The organism is Pseudomonas sp. F3-2 (assembly GCF_038804275.1).
GTDB lineage: Bacteria > Pseudomonadota > Gammaproteobacteria > Pseudomonadales > Pseudomonadaceae > Aquipseudomonas.
Map to the genome: position 1 here is coordinate 1,059,918 of NZ_CP152388.1, position 15,333 is coordinate 1,075,250.

The following is a 15,333-nucleotide window of genomic DNA, read 5'->3' on the forward strand; positions in this document are numbered from 1 at the left end:
CGGCGACGCAGTCGCCGTGAATCGGGGCTATGCGGTCTGCCTGGTGAATCGCGTCGTCCGATTATGCTGCCGCTGCGCGCCAGATCGCGGGCAAGCCACGCTCCTACAAGGGATTTGTGGCGTTGCCAGAGTTTGTGTCGAGCGCAGAACTTGTGGGAGTGAGCTTGCTTGCGATGGGCCCGCAGGGCATCGATGTAGCGCCCTCAAGCCAACACCTATCCAGAAACCGCCGCTCCTTCAACCACCTTATCCCTCCCAGCCTCTGGCCGGTAAAGCACGGCGTAGTAAGCGCCCAGACAAATCAACCAGCAGAACACCGCTGTCCAGATGTTGTGTGAGAAGAAGTGCGCGCCCTGGAGCATTCGTCCAATGGAGAAGATCGTCCCCAGGCTGAAAGCGAAGATCAGGCCCGCTCTGGCCAGCCGGGGTCTTCGGTCGCGGAACACGAAGAACAGTGCGAACAGCGTGAAGCCGGTTGCCGCATGACCGCCGGGCCAGCATCGGCCGGGGCTGTCGGTTTGTGGGCGTGGGCTGAGGAGTTCGCTGTAGGTTTCTTTGCCCCCGAACTCAGTCAGGCTCCAGGGGCATTGCACCGCTGTCACCACCTTTACAGGTGTAACGAAACTCGTGGACAGCGCCATGGACAGCACCATACAGCCCAGTTCACGCCGCCACGGTTTGAGTTTTTCGACGAAGAAGGCGGCTGCGTAACCCGCGACCGAGAACAAGCCCAACGCGATGACCACCTGTTTGGCGCGGTCATGCAAGACGTTTTCCAGGAAGTAACTGTGACGACCGATGAAATCGCCGGTGGCCGGGTCATAAGCCAGCTTGGCGATGTCCATGTCCAGCGACGTCAACTCCAACAGCAGCAACGTCAGGGCGGTCAGCGCCGGAATGCCCAGGAAAACCCAAAGGTTGATCGGGCGGGAGGCCGGCCGTTGGAAGACTTGTGACATGGTAGATTCCGTGTAATGACGAGGAAAATTGCAGGTGAATCAAAGCGTCGGCAGTCTGTGCGCGGCGCTGTCGGCGGGGTGTGAATCGCGGGTGAAAAAAACGTTATGCACGGCGACGCTGGCCCTTGGGCGCTCTTGGCCGTAAGCTGCCGCCAACTTCGAGCATCTTGAACGCGTTCTTCGTAGCGCCTTCATGGCATGCCGACAACCGCAATGGGAGACCTGCACTCATGAGAATTCTGCTGGTTGAAGACAATCGCGACATTCTCGCGAACCTCGCCGACTATCTTGGCCTCAAGGGCTACACCGTCGATTGCGCGCAGGATGGCTTGTCCGGCCTGCACCTGGCGGCCACTGAACACTATGACCTGATCGTGCTCGATATCATGCTGCCCGGCATCGATGGCTATACCTTGTGCAAGCGCCTGCGCGAAGACGCACGCCGGGACACCCCGGTCATCATGCTTACCGCCAGAGATCAGCTGGATGACCGCCTGCAGGGCTTCCGTTCCGGGGCTGACGATTACCTGCTCAAGCCGTTTGCGCTGTCCGAACTGGCTGCGCGGATCGAAGCGGTGTTGCGTCGTGCACAAGGCGGCGGACGTCGTACGTTGCAGGTTGCCGATCTGGAGTACGACCTCGACACCCTGGAAGTCACGCGCGCGGGCAAGATGCTCAAGCTCAACCCTGTCGGCCTCAAACTGCTGGCGGTGTTGATGCAGAAAAGCCCGCACGTGCTACGCCGCGAGGTGCTTGAAGAGGCACTGTGGGGCGACGATTGCCCGGACAGCGACAGCTTGCGCAGTCATGTCCACCAATTGCGTCAGGTGATCGACAAGCCGTTCGACAAACCTCTTCTGCAGACCGTGCACGGTGTTGGCTATCGCCTGGCCGAGGGCCGCGATGGAGTTTAAGCAAAGCCTTGCCCAGCGGATCATCATCGCGTTTGCGCTGATGAGTGCGCTGGTTGCCGGGTCGTTCGCGATGGGCATCGTTGCCACCGTCCATCTGGTCGAAGAAAAGCTGATCTCGGCGGGGTTGGGCGGCGACCTCACTCGCTTGCTGTTGATGGACAGCGTCAGCGACTGGAGTCACCGTCCCGAGCCCGACCAGCTGTTCTACTTCAGTGGCGGGCCGGGCGATTTCGAACTGCCCAAGGATTTGCGCCACCTGGAACCGGGATTTCATGAAGTGTTTCGCGGGCCGTTGTCGTACCACGCGATGGTCGAGATCGTCGACGGCCGACACTACGTGCTCCTTCAGGATCAAAGCGACTTCGAAGAGCGCGAGCGTGTGCTGTTCGCCGTCGTGTTGGTGGGCTTCGTGCTGGCACTGGCGCTGGCGGTGTTCCTTGGCTGGGTGCTGGCGCGTCGGGTGATGGCGCCAGTGGTGCGGCTGGCCCGGCAGGTTCGCCATCGCGATCAATTACTCGGTCTGGCGCCGCCATTGGCGCCGGACTACGCCGCCGACGAAGTGGGTGAGTTGGCGGTGGCCTTCGATGCGACGCTCGGGCGTCTGCGCGATGCACTGACCCGCGAACGGATGTTCACCAGCGACGTCAGCCATGAGCTGCGTACGCCGCTGATGGTGCTGGCCAGTTCTTGCGAGCTGCTGCTGGGCAACCCGGCGCTGGATCAGCGGGCCAGGGCGCAGGTCGAGCGGGTGGCGCGGGCGTGCGAAGAGATGCGCGATCTGGTGCAGACGTTCCTCATGCTGGCTCGTACCCAGCGCGATGACGCCGGCATGCACCCTCAGCTGACGTTGCAAGGCGCCGCGCAGCAATTGATCAACCTGTGGCGAGAGCCGATCGAGACCAAGGGGTTGAAGCTGGAGTACTGTCCTGCGGATCCATCAGACAAACCCTACAACGCTACGTTCCTGTATGCGGTGATGGGCAACCTGCTGCGTAACGCCTTGCACTACACCGATCAGGGCTTCATTCGCCTGACGCTGCGAGACGAAGGCTTCATGGTGGAAGATTCCGGTGTGGGCATTCCCGAGGAGAAGCGCGAAGCGATGTTTCAGCCGTTCGTGCGCGGCAACGAGAAGCGCGGAGAAGGGCTGGGGCTGGGGCTGTCGCTGGTCCAGCGGATCTGCGAGAACCAGGGATGGACCGTTACGCTCGACACCATGGAGCCTAACGGCTGCCGCTTCAGCGTGGACATGCGATCGGACCGGCAGTGACAGCCGATTGCGTTGAATGCAAATGGCCAAAATGAAATGTTGCAGGGATCTGACGCGATATGGCTATATGCTAGCCCTATCGTCTTGAAAAACCCCGTAACATTTGGCCCGCTTTTTCGACGCTTTTTTCACACCAGCATTACCTGCCGATGACGCTGCTCTGCCTAGTTTAGCGGAGTCAACTTCAGGAGATGCACCCATGAGCAAGCGGATCGAGCTGGATTTCTCGCGCAAGTACGACGACGAACACGCGAAAAAATATTTGCACAAACACAAGGACGGACTGGCTCGACGGTTGTCTGATCGCCGGGACAAGCAGCTGGCGCGTCGTGCGCTGGCGCTGGCAGGTGAGCCGGGGCTGGTGCTGGACTTGCCGTGTGGTGCGGGTCGTTTCTGGCCCGTATTGGCAGAAAAAGAGAACCGCGTGATCATCGGCGCAGACAACTCGGCCTCCATGGTCAAGATTGCCTGCGAGTCTCAGCCGGCCGACGTGGTGAAACGGGTACAACCCTTGCAGACATCTGCATTCGCCATCGACATGCCGGATAACGCAGTCGACAGTATTTTTTCCATGCGCCTGCTGCACCATATCGGTAAAGCCGAGGACAGGGCGGTGTTGCTGAAGGAGTTTCATCGGGTGACCCGAGACAGCGTGATCGTCTCGCTGTGGGTTGATGGCAATTTCAAAGCCTGGAAACGCAAGCGCGCTGAGAAGACCCGAAACCCGCACGATTTCCAGAATCGTTTTGTGTTACCGGTCGATACGGTCGAAGCTGAATTTCAACAGGCAGGATTCCGTATCCAGGAACGACTGGATTTCCTGCCGATGTACGCCATGTGGCGTGTGTATCTATTACGTAAGAGGTAACAGGATGGCCGTGGATTTCGCTGCAGAGTTTACCGTTCCTGCCAAGGACCGTTTCGCCTACTTCTGGAACACCCGGGGCGAATGGGTGGAAGAGCCCAACGTTCGCCGGGGCGGTGAGAGTGGTGTGCAGCGCGTCGTTTCAGAGAATGGTCGCCTGCTGTACGTGAAGCGCCAGACCGGCCACATCTATCGCAGCTGGCTGCACCCGTTCGGTCGTCCGACGGTGCTTCGCGAGCGTGACGCACTGGAAGGCCTGCACCACCTGAACGTCAACGTCCCACGCATGGTGTTCTGCGGGGCAGAGCGCGATGAAAACAACGAGTGGCGTGCGCTGCTGGTCACCGCTTCTCTGGACGGCTACGTCGAATTCGAGAAGTGGCTGGAAGCGGGCGGTCGCGAGCAGTACGGCGAAGCCGTTTATGAGCAGATGCTCAAGGAACTGGCCGGCAATCTGGCTCGCATGCACAAGGGGCGCTGGCAGCACAGCTGCATCTACATCAAGCATGTGTTCGTGCGCGTCGTCGGCGAAGGCGCGGATGCCAAGCCTGAGGTCGCGCTGCTCGATCTTGAGAAATGCCGACAGCGAATGACCGCCTACGCCGCCGCTCAGCACGACATGAAACAACTGCGTCGCCACTCGTCGTTCAAACCTGCAGATTGGAGCAAGCTAGTCTACTTTTACGAAACCGCGTTTGGCAGCTCCATCAAAGGTTTAGATCGATGAAGTTAGAAATGGCACGAGGTTTGTTTTTGATCGGGGCGTTGGGAGTCACTTCCATTGCCCTGGCTGCCTGGGATCAGCCCGGGCCGAAGATTCTGAGTGCTGTGCATGGCGAAGGGGCCTGTCCTTTGCCTCGGACCAAGGCTGTTGCTTCGGCCCAACCCGATCATGATCTGCTGTTGTTGATGTTTGGCCTGGCACAAGGAACGGGGCCGCAGCATTGATACAACCACCGGACCAAAAGGCCCCGAACATCGGGGCCTTTTTATTTTGATTGGTTCAGGGCCTGCCGTTCGCTAGAAATGCTTACTCTGCCGACTCCAAGTCCAGAAGGCATCAACGTGACGCCCGAGAAGCCAACAACGCATACACACACGGCAACACAAACAGGGTGAACAACGTGCCGACCGACATCCCTGTGGCAATCACCAGGCCGATGTCGAAACGGCTGACCGCGCCGGCGCCGGTCGCGAGGATCAACGGCACCATGCCGAACACCATGGCTGCAGTGGTCATCAGCACAGGGCGCAGTCGGATCGCGGCGGCTTCTTCCACGGCTTCACGCGCCGTGAGGCCTTTGTCGCGGCGCAATTGATTGGCGAACTCGACGATCAGGATGCCGTGTTTGCTGATCAATCCAATCAGCGTCACCAGCCCGACCTGGGTGTAGATGTTCAGCGTCGAAATCCCCAGAAACAGCGGAATCAGCGCGCCGCAAATCGACAGCGGCACCGTGACCAGAATGACCAGCGGATCGCGGAAACTCTCGAACTGCGCCGCCAGCACCAGGAAGATGATCGCCAGCGCCAGCCCGAACGTCACCCACAGTGCATTGCCCTCCTGAACGTATTGTCGGGAGGCGCCGGCGTAATCGTAGGAAAAGCCGGGAGGTGCTTCCTCACTGGCGATCTGCCTGACCAACTCGATCGCCTCGCCCTGGCTTACCAGTGGAAAACCGGAAATGATCGCGGCGTTCAGTTGCTGAAACTGATTGAGCTGGCGCGGCCTTGCCCTGTCGCTGACTGATATGAGCGTCGAAAGCGGCAGCATTTTGCCTTCCGCGTTCTTCACGTAGTAGTTGGTGAGCCACTGGGGATTGTCCCGAAACGCCCGCTCAACCTGAGCGATGACCTTGTAGCTTCGGCCATCGATGGTGAAGCGGTTGATCTCCGCCTCGCCCAGCAATGTCGCCAGGCTCGCGCCCAGGTCCTGCATCGACACGCCCATCTGTGCGGCCTTGGCGCGGTCGATATCGACCACCACTTCCGGCTTGTCGAACGCCAGATCGATGTCCAGAAACGCGAACTTGCCCGAATCCGCCGCGCGCTTCTTGATCCGGTCGACCACTTCCAGCAGCGCCGCGTAATCATTGGGCGTGTTGACCACGAACTGAAACGGCAGGCCTTCTCCGGTGCCGGGCAGGGAAGGCAGGTTGAAGCCGAAAATCTGCAGGCCGGTGATGCTGTTCAGCTTGGCCTGGACCTCGGGCAGCAATTCCATCTGCGTGCGGCTGCGTTCATCCCACGGCTTGAGCAGGAAGCCACCCACACCCGTCTGCACGCCGTTGAAGCCGTTGATCTGGAACGACGAGTAGTACTCGGGAAACGCCTTGAAGATCTCGATGAACTGATCCGTGTAGCGGTTCATGTAATCGAGGTTGGTCGGCTGCGGCGACGTCGCCATCATGAAAATGATGCCCTGATCTTCGTCAGGGGCCAGTTGCGACTGGCTGAACTTGAGGAACACCGGGATCAGGCACAGCACCAGTACAGCGAAGACGATCACCACCGCTCGGGTGTTCAACGTCCCGTGCAGCAGGCGCTGGTAGCGCACTTTCAAGCCCTCGAAGACCTGATCGAGCTTATGCGCCAGGCCGCTCGGGTTCTCGTCGTGTCGCAGGAGCAGGGCGCACATCATCGGCGACAGCGTCAGCGCCACGATGCCGGAAATCACCACGGCCCCGGCCAGCGTCAGGGCGAACTCCTTGAACAGCGCACCGGTGAGCCCTTCGAGGAAGCCGATGGGGGCGTACACCGCCGCCAGGGTGATCGTCATCGACACCACCGGCATGGCGATCTCGCGCGCGCCTTCAAGGGCGGCATTCAGCGGCGTCTTGCCTTCTTCGATGTGCCGATGGATGTTCTCGACCACGACAATCGCGTCGTCCACCACCAGACCGATGGCGAGCACCATCGCCAGCAGCGTCAGCAGGTTGATGGAATAGCCCATCATCTGCATGAAGAACAGCACGCCGATCATCGAGAGCGGGATGGTAATGACCGGGATCAGCACCGAGCGCAGCGCGCCGAGGAACAGGAAGACCACGACGATGACGATCAGCACGGCTTCGATCAGCGTTTTCACGACCTCGTGAATCGATGCCTGAATGAACAGCGTGGCATCGTAGGCGATGGAGGCTTTCAGGCTCGGCGGCAACTGGGCTTCGAGCTCCGGCATGATCCGCCGCACCTCCTTGATCACATCCAGCGGGTTGGAGCTGGGCGTGCCCTTGATGCCGATGTACACCGAGGGCGTGCCGTCGAACGAGCTGACGGTGTCGTAGTTTTCCGCGCCCATCTCCACGCGGGCCACATCGCCCAACAACACGCGACTGTCGCCCACGGTTTTCAGCGGTATCGCGGCGAAGGTTTCCGGGGATTTCAGATCCGTTGTGGCGTTGACGCTGGTGACGACGTATTCGCCTTTTACTTCACCGGCCGCCGAAAGGAAGTTGTACTTGCGCACTGCGTCAGTGACGTCATTGGCGCTCAGGCCGAAACCCGCCAATTTTACCGGGTCGAGCCACAGGCGCATGGCGAAGACCTGATTGCCGAGAATCTCGGCTTCGGCCATCCCCGGCAGGGTGGCCAGCTTCGGTTGAATGACCCGCGACAGGTAATCGGTGATCTGTGGGTTATTCAGTTCGGCGCTGTAGAAACTGATGTACATCAGCGCCGAGGCGTCGGCCGCTTCTTTGGTCAGGACCGGATCTTCGGCGTCCTGCGGCAGCTTGTTCTTTACCTCGTTGGCCTTGGCCAGCAGTTCGGTATAAAGCCGGTCGCTGTTGGCGCCGATGCGCGCGTAGATGGAGATGACCGAAAAATTCTGTCGACTCACCGACGTCATGTAGTCGATGCCTTCAGCGCTTGCCAGACTTTGCTGCAAAGGTTGCGTGATATAGCCCTGAATGGTTTCGGCATTGGCGCCGGGATACGCCGTGGTCACGGTGATCAACGCGTTTTCCATCTGCGGGTACTGGCGGATGGTCAGCTTGTTGAAGGCCTGGAAACCCAGCAACACGATCAGCAGGCTGATCACGCTGGCGAGCACCGGACGGCGGATGAACGGGTCTGTGAATGCCATGAATGCTCCTTGGACAGTCAGCCGATCAATCAGCCTTGGGCTGAGAGTTCTGCTCGGCGGGTGCTGCCTGATCGGCACTGATGGCGACGGCGGCGCCGTTGTCGAGTTTGAGCTGGCCACCGGTCACCACTTGCTCGCCCGGTTGCAGGCCCTTGCTGATGATGACCTGACCGCCGCGACGCTCGCCGGTGGTGACGAAGCGCCGTTCGACGATGAGCTGCGGTTCGCCCTTGGCATCTTTTTCCGGCTCGCCGTCGCTGCCTTTTTTAGGAACGACGACGTACACCGAGTTGCCGTAGAGCGTGTAGGTGATCGTGCTTTCGGGCAGCACCAGTTGCCGGCTGTCCTCACCGAGCAGCACTTGCAGGTTGGCGAACATGCCCGGCAGCAGCTTGCTGTCGGGATTGGGCAGCGTGGCGCGGACCAGCACATTGCGCGTCGTGTCCTCGACCCTGGGGTTGATCGCGCTGATGCTGGCGGTGAACACGCTGTCCGGATACGCCGAAACGCTGACTTGCACCTGCTGGCCGATGGCGAGTCTGGGCACCATTTGTTCCGGTACATAGAAGTCGGCGTAAAGGCTGGTGAGGTCTTGAAGGGTGGCGATCACCGTGCCGCTGGCGAGATAGTCGCCGACGTCCACCTGGCGGATGCCGATGGTGCCGCTGAAGGGCGCCAGAATTCGTTTCTTGGCGAGCGAGGCATTCAGTTGCGCCACGGTAGCCGCCGCTTTCTTCTGGGTCGCGGCGAGCTTGTCGAATTCGCCTCGGGAAATGGCCGAGTCGCCCACCAGCTTGCTGCCGCGGGCGTAGTCGACCTGGGCGAGCCCCAAGTCCGCTTCGGCAGTACCCAACAAACCTTTTTCAACATCGCTGTCGAGTTGCACCAGCGGTTGGCCGACCTTGACCTTCTGCCCGGATTCGAACTGCACAGCCCTCACCGTGCCGGCGATCTCCAGTGCCAGATCGACACCTTGCAATGCCTTGAGCGTGCCGATGGCCGGCAGCCGGTTCTGCCACGCGCGTTCTTCGGCCACAGCGACCGCCACATTGATCGGCGGCTTCGGAGCGCTGAATTGCTGTATCTGCTGGTAGATCGAAAACGCCTTGTAGCCACCCAAGGCGAGCACCACGATCAACACGACTCCCAACATGATCACCATGCGGCGACGCAACATATTTCACTTCCTTGGAAACTCGATGCCCTACGGGCTCAGGCGTTGATTTGAACCACTCATTTTGATGCCCGCAGGCATCAAAGTCGCAATCCCAAGGCAACCCCTGTCCCACTCACACCAGATGCAGATGGTTGTCCCACAATCCCGAAGGCAATGCCAGTGGCTGGGCGACCAATGTGTTCTGGCGGCAGTCGTAAAACCGGCAGCGACCCTGGCCCGAGGTCACGACGAACCCGTCCGCGACCGCGCCGACGCCTGCGCAATCAGGCAGTGACGCGTCCAGGCGAAGTGCGCCGCTGTCCAGGTCCCAGATAAAGAAGCGGTTGCCCCTCGGCGCAGTCAGCGCGACCAGCCGCAATTCGTCGTGTATCGCCACGCTGGCGGTGTAATGCGCCATCGACTGCAGCTGCTGCGCGGCAACCGGGAATGCCTGGAACGGCTGGCCCGGACGCTTGATCGCCAGCAACTCGGCTGACTCGTGAGAGGGCCCCATGAACTGCTGACCGGCGACAACCGTGCCGTCGCTGGCGATCGCCATGTGCCGCACGCTGTTCATCTGTTGCGAAAGCGTTTCCTTGCTCAGTAACGTGCCGTCTCGCTGCATCAGCACAAGGCTGGGCTCCATCGCATCGAGGTTCATTTCGACGCGGCTTTCCGCCTCGGTCCGGATGCCACCGTTGGCGACCACGAGCGTCTCGCCATCCGGCATCCATGACACCTGATGCGGGCCGATGCCGTGGGTCGGCATCTCACCGGCATGCTCCAGCCGGTCACCGACGAAACGGTAGATGCCCAGCAGGCCACGGCCCGGATCACGCGTGTCGTTTTCAGTGGCGTAGAGCCATTCGCCGCTCTGGTGGATGACCGCGTGGCCGTAGAAATGCCGGTTCGGTCGCGATGTGATGGTTTGCAGCAGACGCCCGTCGCGCAGGTCGATCAGGTAGCTTTGCGTCCCCGGCCTGCGCGCGACGAACAGCGCCAGCGGCCGGTGCGGATGGTTGATGATGTCGTGGCAACGCTGGGCGACGGCGGTGGCGAACACCTGAGTGCCATCCACGCGATAGCCCACGGCGTAGTGCTGCCCGTCGCTGCCGTCCCGGGCGGACAACAGCAGCGGGCTTTCGCCCTTTTTCCTGAAAAGCGTCCAGCCGCCCAGCGTGCAGGCGCTGAGCACGAGACTGCCGAGGGCCAGAGCCTGACGTCGCAACATATCAGTCACCATCGTTGGCGTTGAAACCTAACTGAATGCCCAGCGCCTTGGCCAGTTCGCCTTCATGCAGGCGATGGACGACGTTCAGGCTGTCGTAAAAAGCGTTCAATTGCTGACGGCCTTCTTCAGTGGCCAGCAAATCCGCCAGGGGCGGTTTCAACGCGGCGAGCTGCTTGCGGCTCTCTGCGTAAGCCGCGTCGATCTTGTCGGCCAACGGCTTCTGCCCGGCGGGCAACAGGCCACGCAAACCTTTGTTGTCGACACCCGACCAGACGGTTTCGGCGCTGGCGAGGCTCGCCTGCAGGCTGCTCAGGGACGCCTTGCTGCGCCACGCTTCGGCCTGGAAAGGTTGCGGCATGCCTTTGGTCTGGCGACCCAGTGGCGTACCGAGTTTCTTCTTCAGCGTGTCCAGCGCAGTCACTTGCACGCGCAGCAATTCGGCAATCGCTTCGTGAGCGTCAGCGTAGCGCTGGTTGGGGAATTTGCTCAGCTGCGCGAGCATGCCGTCGCTGTTGTTCCAGCTGTTGAGGATGTCTTCGGCCAAGGCTTTCTGACGCTCGCCGATGGCGATCAGCAGCGGGCAATAGCGGCTTTTCTGTTCGGCGTTGGCCATGTCGATGTTGGCGTCGAAGAGAATGTATTCGTAGGCCGACAGGCCCTGGACCACCACGCTGGATTTCGCCAGCGCATCGGCAGTGATCTGCGGCTGAGCGGTGACCAGTTGCTCGACCTGACGCCCGACGAGGTTTTTCTTGTCTGGCCAGAACTGAATCTGCCACGCACGATTGCCCTCGGCCAAGGGACCGATCAACAGCGGTTGCAGCTCGGCCCAGGCTTTTTGCGCATGCAGAAAGTCAGCGCGCGCGGTGTCCAGATCGGATTTGCCCTCACAGTAGGCCAACGCGCTGACCGCCAGCTGCCTGTCTGCATCCACCCAGCGGCTGTAGGTCGGCAGGATCACCTGTTTGGCGATGGCTGCCGACGTCACCGCCTGCGGGTCGGAAGGCGCGCAGGCGCCGAGCGCGAGGGCGGCCAGACTGGTGAACAACAGCTTGGGACGGAACATGCCCGACTCCTTATCTTTGAAAAACGTTATAGAGAATTCAGGAACGCCAGCAGCGCCGCACGTTGCTGGGCATCGAAGGCCAGCACCTGGCGCTGTGCGGGCAACGCCTCGCCGCCATGCCAGAGCACCGCTTCCATCAGGTTGCGGGCGCGCCCGTCATGCAGAAACCGGGTATGGCCGCTGACCGTCTGCGTCAGGCCGATGCCCCACAGCGGCGGTGTGCGCCATTGCTGGCCGCTGGCCTGAAACTCGCTGAGGTTGTCGGCCAGGCCCTCGCCCATGTCGTGGAGCAACAGATCGGTGTAGGGCCGGATCACCTGGTTGGCCAGCTCAGGTTCGGCGGCATCGGCGGAAGTGGTGAACTGTGGCGTGTGGCATTGCTGACAGCCGGCCTTGAAGAACAGGTTCTTGCCCGCCAGCACTTGCGGGTCGGCGACGTCACGGCGCGCGGGAACACCCAGATTGCGCGTATAGAAGGTCATCAGTCGCAGGATGTTGTCGCTGACTTCAGGTTCGCCATCTGGCCCCTCGCCATTGGGCGCAGCCAAGCAGGCCGTTTGCGTCGAGGTGCAATCGTCGGCTGGCTTCAGACGGGATGTCAGCCCCATGTCGCCCGCCAGGGCGTGGGCATTCTGCTGATTGACGCTGGGCTGCGAGGCCTTCCAGCCGAACCGCCCAAGCACGGCTTTTTGCTGCGCATCGTCCCAGACTCGGTTGGGCGTGCCGGTGATGCCGGTGCCTTTTTTGTCCTCGGGATCAGCGTTGGCGAGAATCGCCGCCTCAGGGATTGCCTCGAGCAGGCCCAGGCCGATCATGGGCGGGGCAATGCGCGCCGATGCGCGGGTCTGCGGGTGCATCGGGCCGTACCCGAGCTGGGTGATCTGCAGGGTAGGGCGGCGCAGTTGCACCGGCGTGCCGTCGCGGAAGTGCAGGGTCATCGAGTCGTATTCGACCCGCACCTTGCCTTCCGGCGGGACACCGGGAATGGCCATGTCCTGCAACTGAGTGCCGTAAACGGGTTCGGGTGTCAGCCCCAGTTGTTCGATCTGCCGGGCGAATGCGGGGTCATTGGGGATCGACAGGCGCACCAGCATCGACACGGCGTTGTCGGCTCCTGCCTCGGGAGGATGACCACGGCCATCCTTGATGTGGCAGTTCTGACAGGCATTGGTATTGAACAGCGGGCCGAGGCCGTCGCGGGCGGTCGTCGTGGCCGGCGCGATGACCCAAGGGCTGCGGAAAAAACTGTTGCCCACGCTGAAGTCCAGGCGCCGGGATGGCGACAGGTTGGCAGAAGGCATGGAGAAGGCGTTGCGGTCGCTTTTGTTGACGGTGGCCGCGCCGGCGGACTGGGCCTCGCCGGGTTCGGCGGTGCTGAAACGCGGGGCGTCATCGCACCCGCCAATGGCCATGGCCACGAGCAGGAATAACGAGGAACGGGACCGCGCAGTCATACAGATCCTGCAAAGGGCTGGAAATCGGGGCGAGCAAGCTTACCAGCCCCGACTTTGATGAATAAGAGGGATTTGCGTTTGTAAGTGCCTCTCGCAATGTGTTGTTACCAATTCGCCGATCGAGCGCGATCAATCGGCAAGTTCAGGTGCCGGCGATCTCCAGTGTGGGGTTTTCCACCAGCAGTTGCATAAGCCGCCGTTCGCCTTCGACCACCTTGAATGAGCGGTAGTCGCCAATGCCGTCGAGCTGTCGCTCTCGCTCCCGGATGGCCAGCTCCTTGGCCCGCTCGTAGCCGTAATACTCGACCCGGAACGACTTGGTGACGCTGCTGCCGTTGCGCAGTGTTGTCCGCGCGACCCAATAGGCGACGCCGGTGTAGCAGCGGTAATGCACTCCGGGATGTCCGCTGGTGTTGGTGGCGATGATGCGCTGACGAATATCGCGGCTGAGTCTGGGCAGATGGCTCAGGAGCAGTTGATCGCGGCATGCGTCGGCTGCCTTGCGCGCCGCTTCGCGACCGCCATAGCGGGAGAATGAGAACAGTCGGTTGAAGGTTTTGCCATCGCGATAGAGCGTCACTTTCCAGGCTCGAGGCCCCTTGATGCCGACCAACAGATGGATGCCGTAATCGTTGGCTTTCTGCTTGCTGACGCGGCGCCTTTTCTTGTCTCTCTTGGGCACTGTCTGTCTCCTCCTGGATGGGATGGGGTCAAGGAAGTACGCATGATCGACGGCGTGGGAAGGGCGTTCAATCCGACGGCGAGCGAACAGGAAATGCCTTACAAACCTTACGGATCGATCCTCAAATTCGGTCGCGTGTGAGGTGTTTCCAGCCTTCGAATGACAAAAAAAATGCCGGCCCGTGACCGGGTCGGCATTGGTTTGTCGTTCGCTTGAACGGGCGGCGAACAGGCACCGCCCGATTTGTCAGAACTCGTGGTCGGCGTTGTCCGGGTTCAGGTCCGTGATGCCCAGTTTGCCTGCGGCCTGCTCGATCGCGCCGGTCTGTTTGACCAACGCACCGATGGCGTCACGCACCACTTGATTACCGGCAGTGTTGCCAGCGGCGATCAACTGGTCGAAGTGCTCGCCCTTGTTCGCATGATCGACGATGACTTGCAGCTTGGCCTGGGTGTCGTCCAGGTCTGCACGCAGTGTGGCATCGGTGGCGGCGTCCGCTTTGGCGACGAGGGAAGAGAGGCTCGCCCCGCTGACCTTGCTGCCATCCACGCGGGTGTACTCGCCCAGATAGACGTTGCGGATGCCCAGGCCGTTATAGAAGTGGGAATTGTGGGTGTTGTCGCTGAAGCAGTCGTGTTCGTCTTCGCTGGAGTTGGCCTCCAGTGCGACCTTCATACGCTCGCCGGCCAGTTCGCCCAGCGACAGGCTGCCCATGCCGAACAGCATTTTGCGCAGGCCGCTTTCGGCAGGCTCGGCTTCCAGCGTTGCCCGGTAGTTGTCGGCCACGCCGGGTTTCCAGTTGTTGACCATCTCTTCGAGGTCGCTGATCAGCAGCTGTGTCACGGCTTTCAGGTACGCGCGACGACGGTCGTTATGACCTCCCGTGCCGCCTTGACCTTCGATGTAATCGCTGGCCGGGCGCTCACCCGCGCCTGGGCCCGTGCCATGCAGATCCTGACCCCAGAGCAGGAATTCGATGGCGTGATAGCCAGTGGCAACGTTGGCTTCGGAGCCACCCAGCTCATTAAGGCTCGCAAGCTTTTCCGGGGTGATTTCGGTGACATCGACCTTGTCTTCGCCGACCTGTACCGAGGTGTTGGCGATGATGTTGGCGGTTGCGCCAGGGTTGCCCAGGGCGTGCTGATAATCCTTGGCCACATAGTCGATCAGGCCTTCGTCCAGCGGCCAGGCATTGACCTGACCTTCCCAGTCATCAATCAGGGTGTTGCCGAAACGGAAGACTTCACTTTGCATGTAAGGCACGCGGGCTGCGGTCCAGGCGTCGCGGGCCGCTTTGAGCGTTTGATCGTTGGGTGATGCGAGGAAGGCGTCGACGGCCGTGCCCAGTTTCTTCGCGGTTGACTCGGCGTCGCTGAACACGGCAAACACGATGCTGGCGTAATTCGCGACCACTGCCTTGGTGGTGGACTCGTCTGTCTGGGCGGGGGCGGCAGCGGGAGCGGCGGGTGCGGAGGCTGCCGCTGCGGGCGTCGGTGCGGCGGCGGCGGGCTTGTCCTTGCCTTGGTCACAGCCGGCCAGAGAAATAGCGAGGGCCAGCAGACTAGCGGTTGCCAGAGGCGTACGAATCATGACGGAATCCTGCGTCGAAAGAGTATGTGAGCGTTGGCGAGCGCCAAAAAAGCTGCGAC

Annotated in this window: 13 protein-coding genes; 5 read left to right on the plus strand and 8 right to left on the minus strand. The window is 61.2% G+C overall.

The features are described 5' to 3' along the window. Positions 1–215 precede the first annotated feature (215 nt). Positions 216–959, minus strand: coding sequence for a phosphatase PAP2 family protein (locus AAGQ88_RS04870; RefSeq protein WP_342654568.1), 744 nt, complete (start codon positions 957–959; stop codon positions 216–218). Between the two features lie 230 nt (positions 960–1,189). On the opposite strand from AAGQ88_RS04870, the gene colR reads away from it, so the two are divergent. The 5 genes from colR to AAGQ88_RS04895 all read left to right on the plus strand — a co-directional run bounded on the left by colR (position 1,190) and on the right by AAGQ88_RS04895 (position 4,956). Beyond that, positions 1,190–1,873, plus strand: a complete 684-nt coding sequence (colR, locus tag AAGQ88_RS04875) for a two-component system response regulator ColR (protein ID WP_342654569.1) — start codon at positions 1,190–1,192, stop codon at positions 1,871–1,873. Beyond that, on the plus strand, positions 1,863–3,143 hold the full coding sequence (locus tag AAGQ88_RS04880; protein ID WP_342654570.1) for a HAMP domain-containing sensor histidine kinase: 1,281 nt from the start codon (positions 1,863–1,865) through the stop codon (positions 3,141–3,143). Before colR ends, AAGQ88_RS04880 begins: the two co-directional genes overlap by 11 nt. A 199-nt stretch (positions 3,144–3,342) precedes the next feature. Continuing rightward, positions 3,343–4,011 carry a class I SAM-dependent methyltransferase gene (locus tag AAGQ88_RS04885; protein ID WP_342655740.1) on the plus strand — a complete coding sequence of 223 codons (669 nt, stop codon included), beginning with the start codon at positions 3,343–3,345 and terminating at the stop codon, positions 4,009–4,011. Between the two features lie 4 nt (positions 4,012–4,015). Beyond that, positions 4,016–4,735 carry a lipopolysaccharide kinase InaA family protein gene (locus tag AAGQ88_RS04890; protein WP_342654571.1) on the plus strand — a complete coding sequence of 240 codons (720 nt, stop codon included), beginning with the start codon at positions 4,016–4,018 and terminating at the stop codon, positions 4,733–4,735. Further along, positions 4,732–4,956 (plus strand): hypothetical protein, encoded by a 225-nt coding sequence (locus tag AAGQ88_RS04895; protein ID WP_285423118.1) that lies wholly within the window; start codon positions 4,732–4,734, stop codon positions 4,954–4,956. The genes AAGQ88_RS04890 and AAGQ88_RS04895 overlap by 4 nt, the downstream gene beginning before the upstream one ends. A gap of 112 nt (positions 4,957–5,068) precedes the next feature. On the opposite strand, the gene AAGQ88_RS04900 is transcribed toward AAGQ88_RS04895, so the two are convergent. The 7 genes from AAGQ88_RS04900 to AAGQ88_RS04930 all read right to left on the minus strand — a co-directional run bounded on the left by AAGQ88_RS04900 (position 5,069) and on the right by AAGQ88_RS04930 (position 15,274). Further along, positions 5,069–8,095: a multidrug efflux RND transporter permease subunit gene (locus tag AAGQ88_RS04900; RefSeq protein ID WP_342654572.1), complete on the minus strand. Its 3,027-nt coding sequence runs from the start codon at positions 8,093–8,095 to the stop codon at positions 5,069–5,071. A 25-nt stretch (positions 8,096–8,120) separates the two neighbouring features. Then, entirely contained in the window at positions 8,121–9,272 is a 1,152-nt protein-coding gene (locus AAGQ88_RS04905; RefSeq protein WP_342654573.1) for an efflux RND transporter periplasmic adaptor subunit, read from the minus strand. 112 nt (positions 9,273–9,384) lie between these two features. Further along, complete coding sequence (locus AAGQ88_RS04910) at positions 9,385–10,482, minus strand: DUF1513 domain-containing protein (protein WP_342654574.1); 1,098 nt, start codon at positions 10,480–10,482, stop codon at positions 9,385–9,387. A gap of 1 nt (position 10,483) precedes the next feature. Then, on the minus strand, positions 10,484–11,548 hold the full coding sequence (locus AAGQ88_RS04915) for an imelysin family protein (protein WP_342654575.1): 1,065 nt from the start codon (positions 11,546–11,548) through the stop codon (positions 10,484–10,486). A 26-nt stretch (positions 11,549–11,574) separates the two neighbouring features. After that, on the minus strand, positions 11,575–13,002 hold the full coding sequence (locus AAGQ88_RS04920; protein ID WP_342654576.1) for a di-heme oxidoredictase family protein: 1,428 nt from the start codon (positions 13,000–13,002) through the stop codon (positions 11,575–11,577). Positions 13,003–13,144: 142 nt separating this feature from the next. After that, the gene (locus AAGQ88_RS04925) at positions 13,145–13,684 is read right to left on the minus strand and encodes an AP2 domain-containing protein (protein WP_143070286.1); all 540 of its coding nucleotides are present in this window, start codon (positions 13,682–13,684) and stop codon (positions 13,145–13,147) included. Between the two features lie 246 nt (positions 13,685–13,930). Further along, positions 13,931–15,274: an imelysin family protein gene (locus tag AAGQ88_RS04930; RefSeq protein ID WP_342654577.1), complete on the minus strand. Its 1,344-nt coding sequence runs from the start codon at positions 15,272–15,274 to the stop codon at positions 13,931–13,933. Positions 15,275–15,333: the final 59 nt, after the last annotated feature.

Bases quoted from the DNA above. Each gene is read 5' to 3' on its own strand.
- AAGQ88_RS04870 (WP_342654568.1), bottom strand. From the start codon at position 959: ATGTCACAAGTCTTCCAACGGCCGGCCTCCCGCCCGATCAACCTTTGG.
- colR (WP_342654569.1), top strand. From the start codon at position 1,190: ATGAGAATTCTGCTGGTTGAAGACAATCGCGACATTCTCGCGAACCTC.
- AAGQ88_RS04880 (WP_342654570.1), top strand. From the start codon at position 1,863: ATGGAGTTTAAGCAAAGCCTTGCCCAGCGGATCATCATCGCGTTTGCG.
- AAGQ88_RS04885 (WP_342655740.1), top strand. From the start codon at position 3,343: ATGAGCAAGCGGATCGAGCTGGATTTCTCGCGCAAGTACGACGACGAA.
- AAGQ88_RS04890 (WP_342654571.1), top strand. From the start codon at position 4,016: ATGGCCGTGGATTTCGCTGCAGAGTTTACCGTTCCTGCCAAGGACCGT.
- AAGQ88_RS04895 (WP_285423118.1), top strand. From the start codon at position 4,732: ATGAAGTTAGAAATGGCACGAGGTTTGTTTTTGATCGGGGCGTTGGGA.
- AAGQ88_RS04900 (WP_342654572.1), bottom strand. From the start codon at position 8,095: ATGGCATTCACAGACCCGTTCATCCGCCGTCCGGTGCTCGCCAGCGTG.
- AAGQ88_RS04905 (WP_342654573.1), bottom strand. From the start codon at position 9,272: ATGTTGCGTCGCCGCATGGTGATCATGTTGGGAGTCGTGTTGATCGTG.
- AAGQ88_RS04910 (WP_342654574.1), bottom strand. From the start codon at position 10,482: ATGTTGCGACGTCAGGCTCTGGCCCTCGGCAGTCTCGTGCTCAGCGCC.
- AAGQ88_RS04915 (WP_342654575.1), bottom strand. From the start codon at position 11,548: ATGTTCCGTCCCAAGCTGTTGTTCACCAGTCTGGCCGCCCTCGCGCTC.
- AAGQ88_RS04920 (WP_342654576.1), bottom strand. From the start codon at position 13,002: ATGACTGCGCGGTCCCGTTCCTCGTTATTCCTGCTCGTGGCCATGGCC.
- AAGQ88_RS04930 (WP_342654577.1), bottom strand. From the start codon at position 15,274: ATGATTCGTACGCCTCTGGCAACCGCTAGTCTGCTGGCCCTCGCTATT.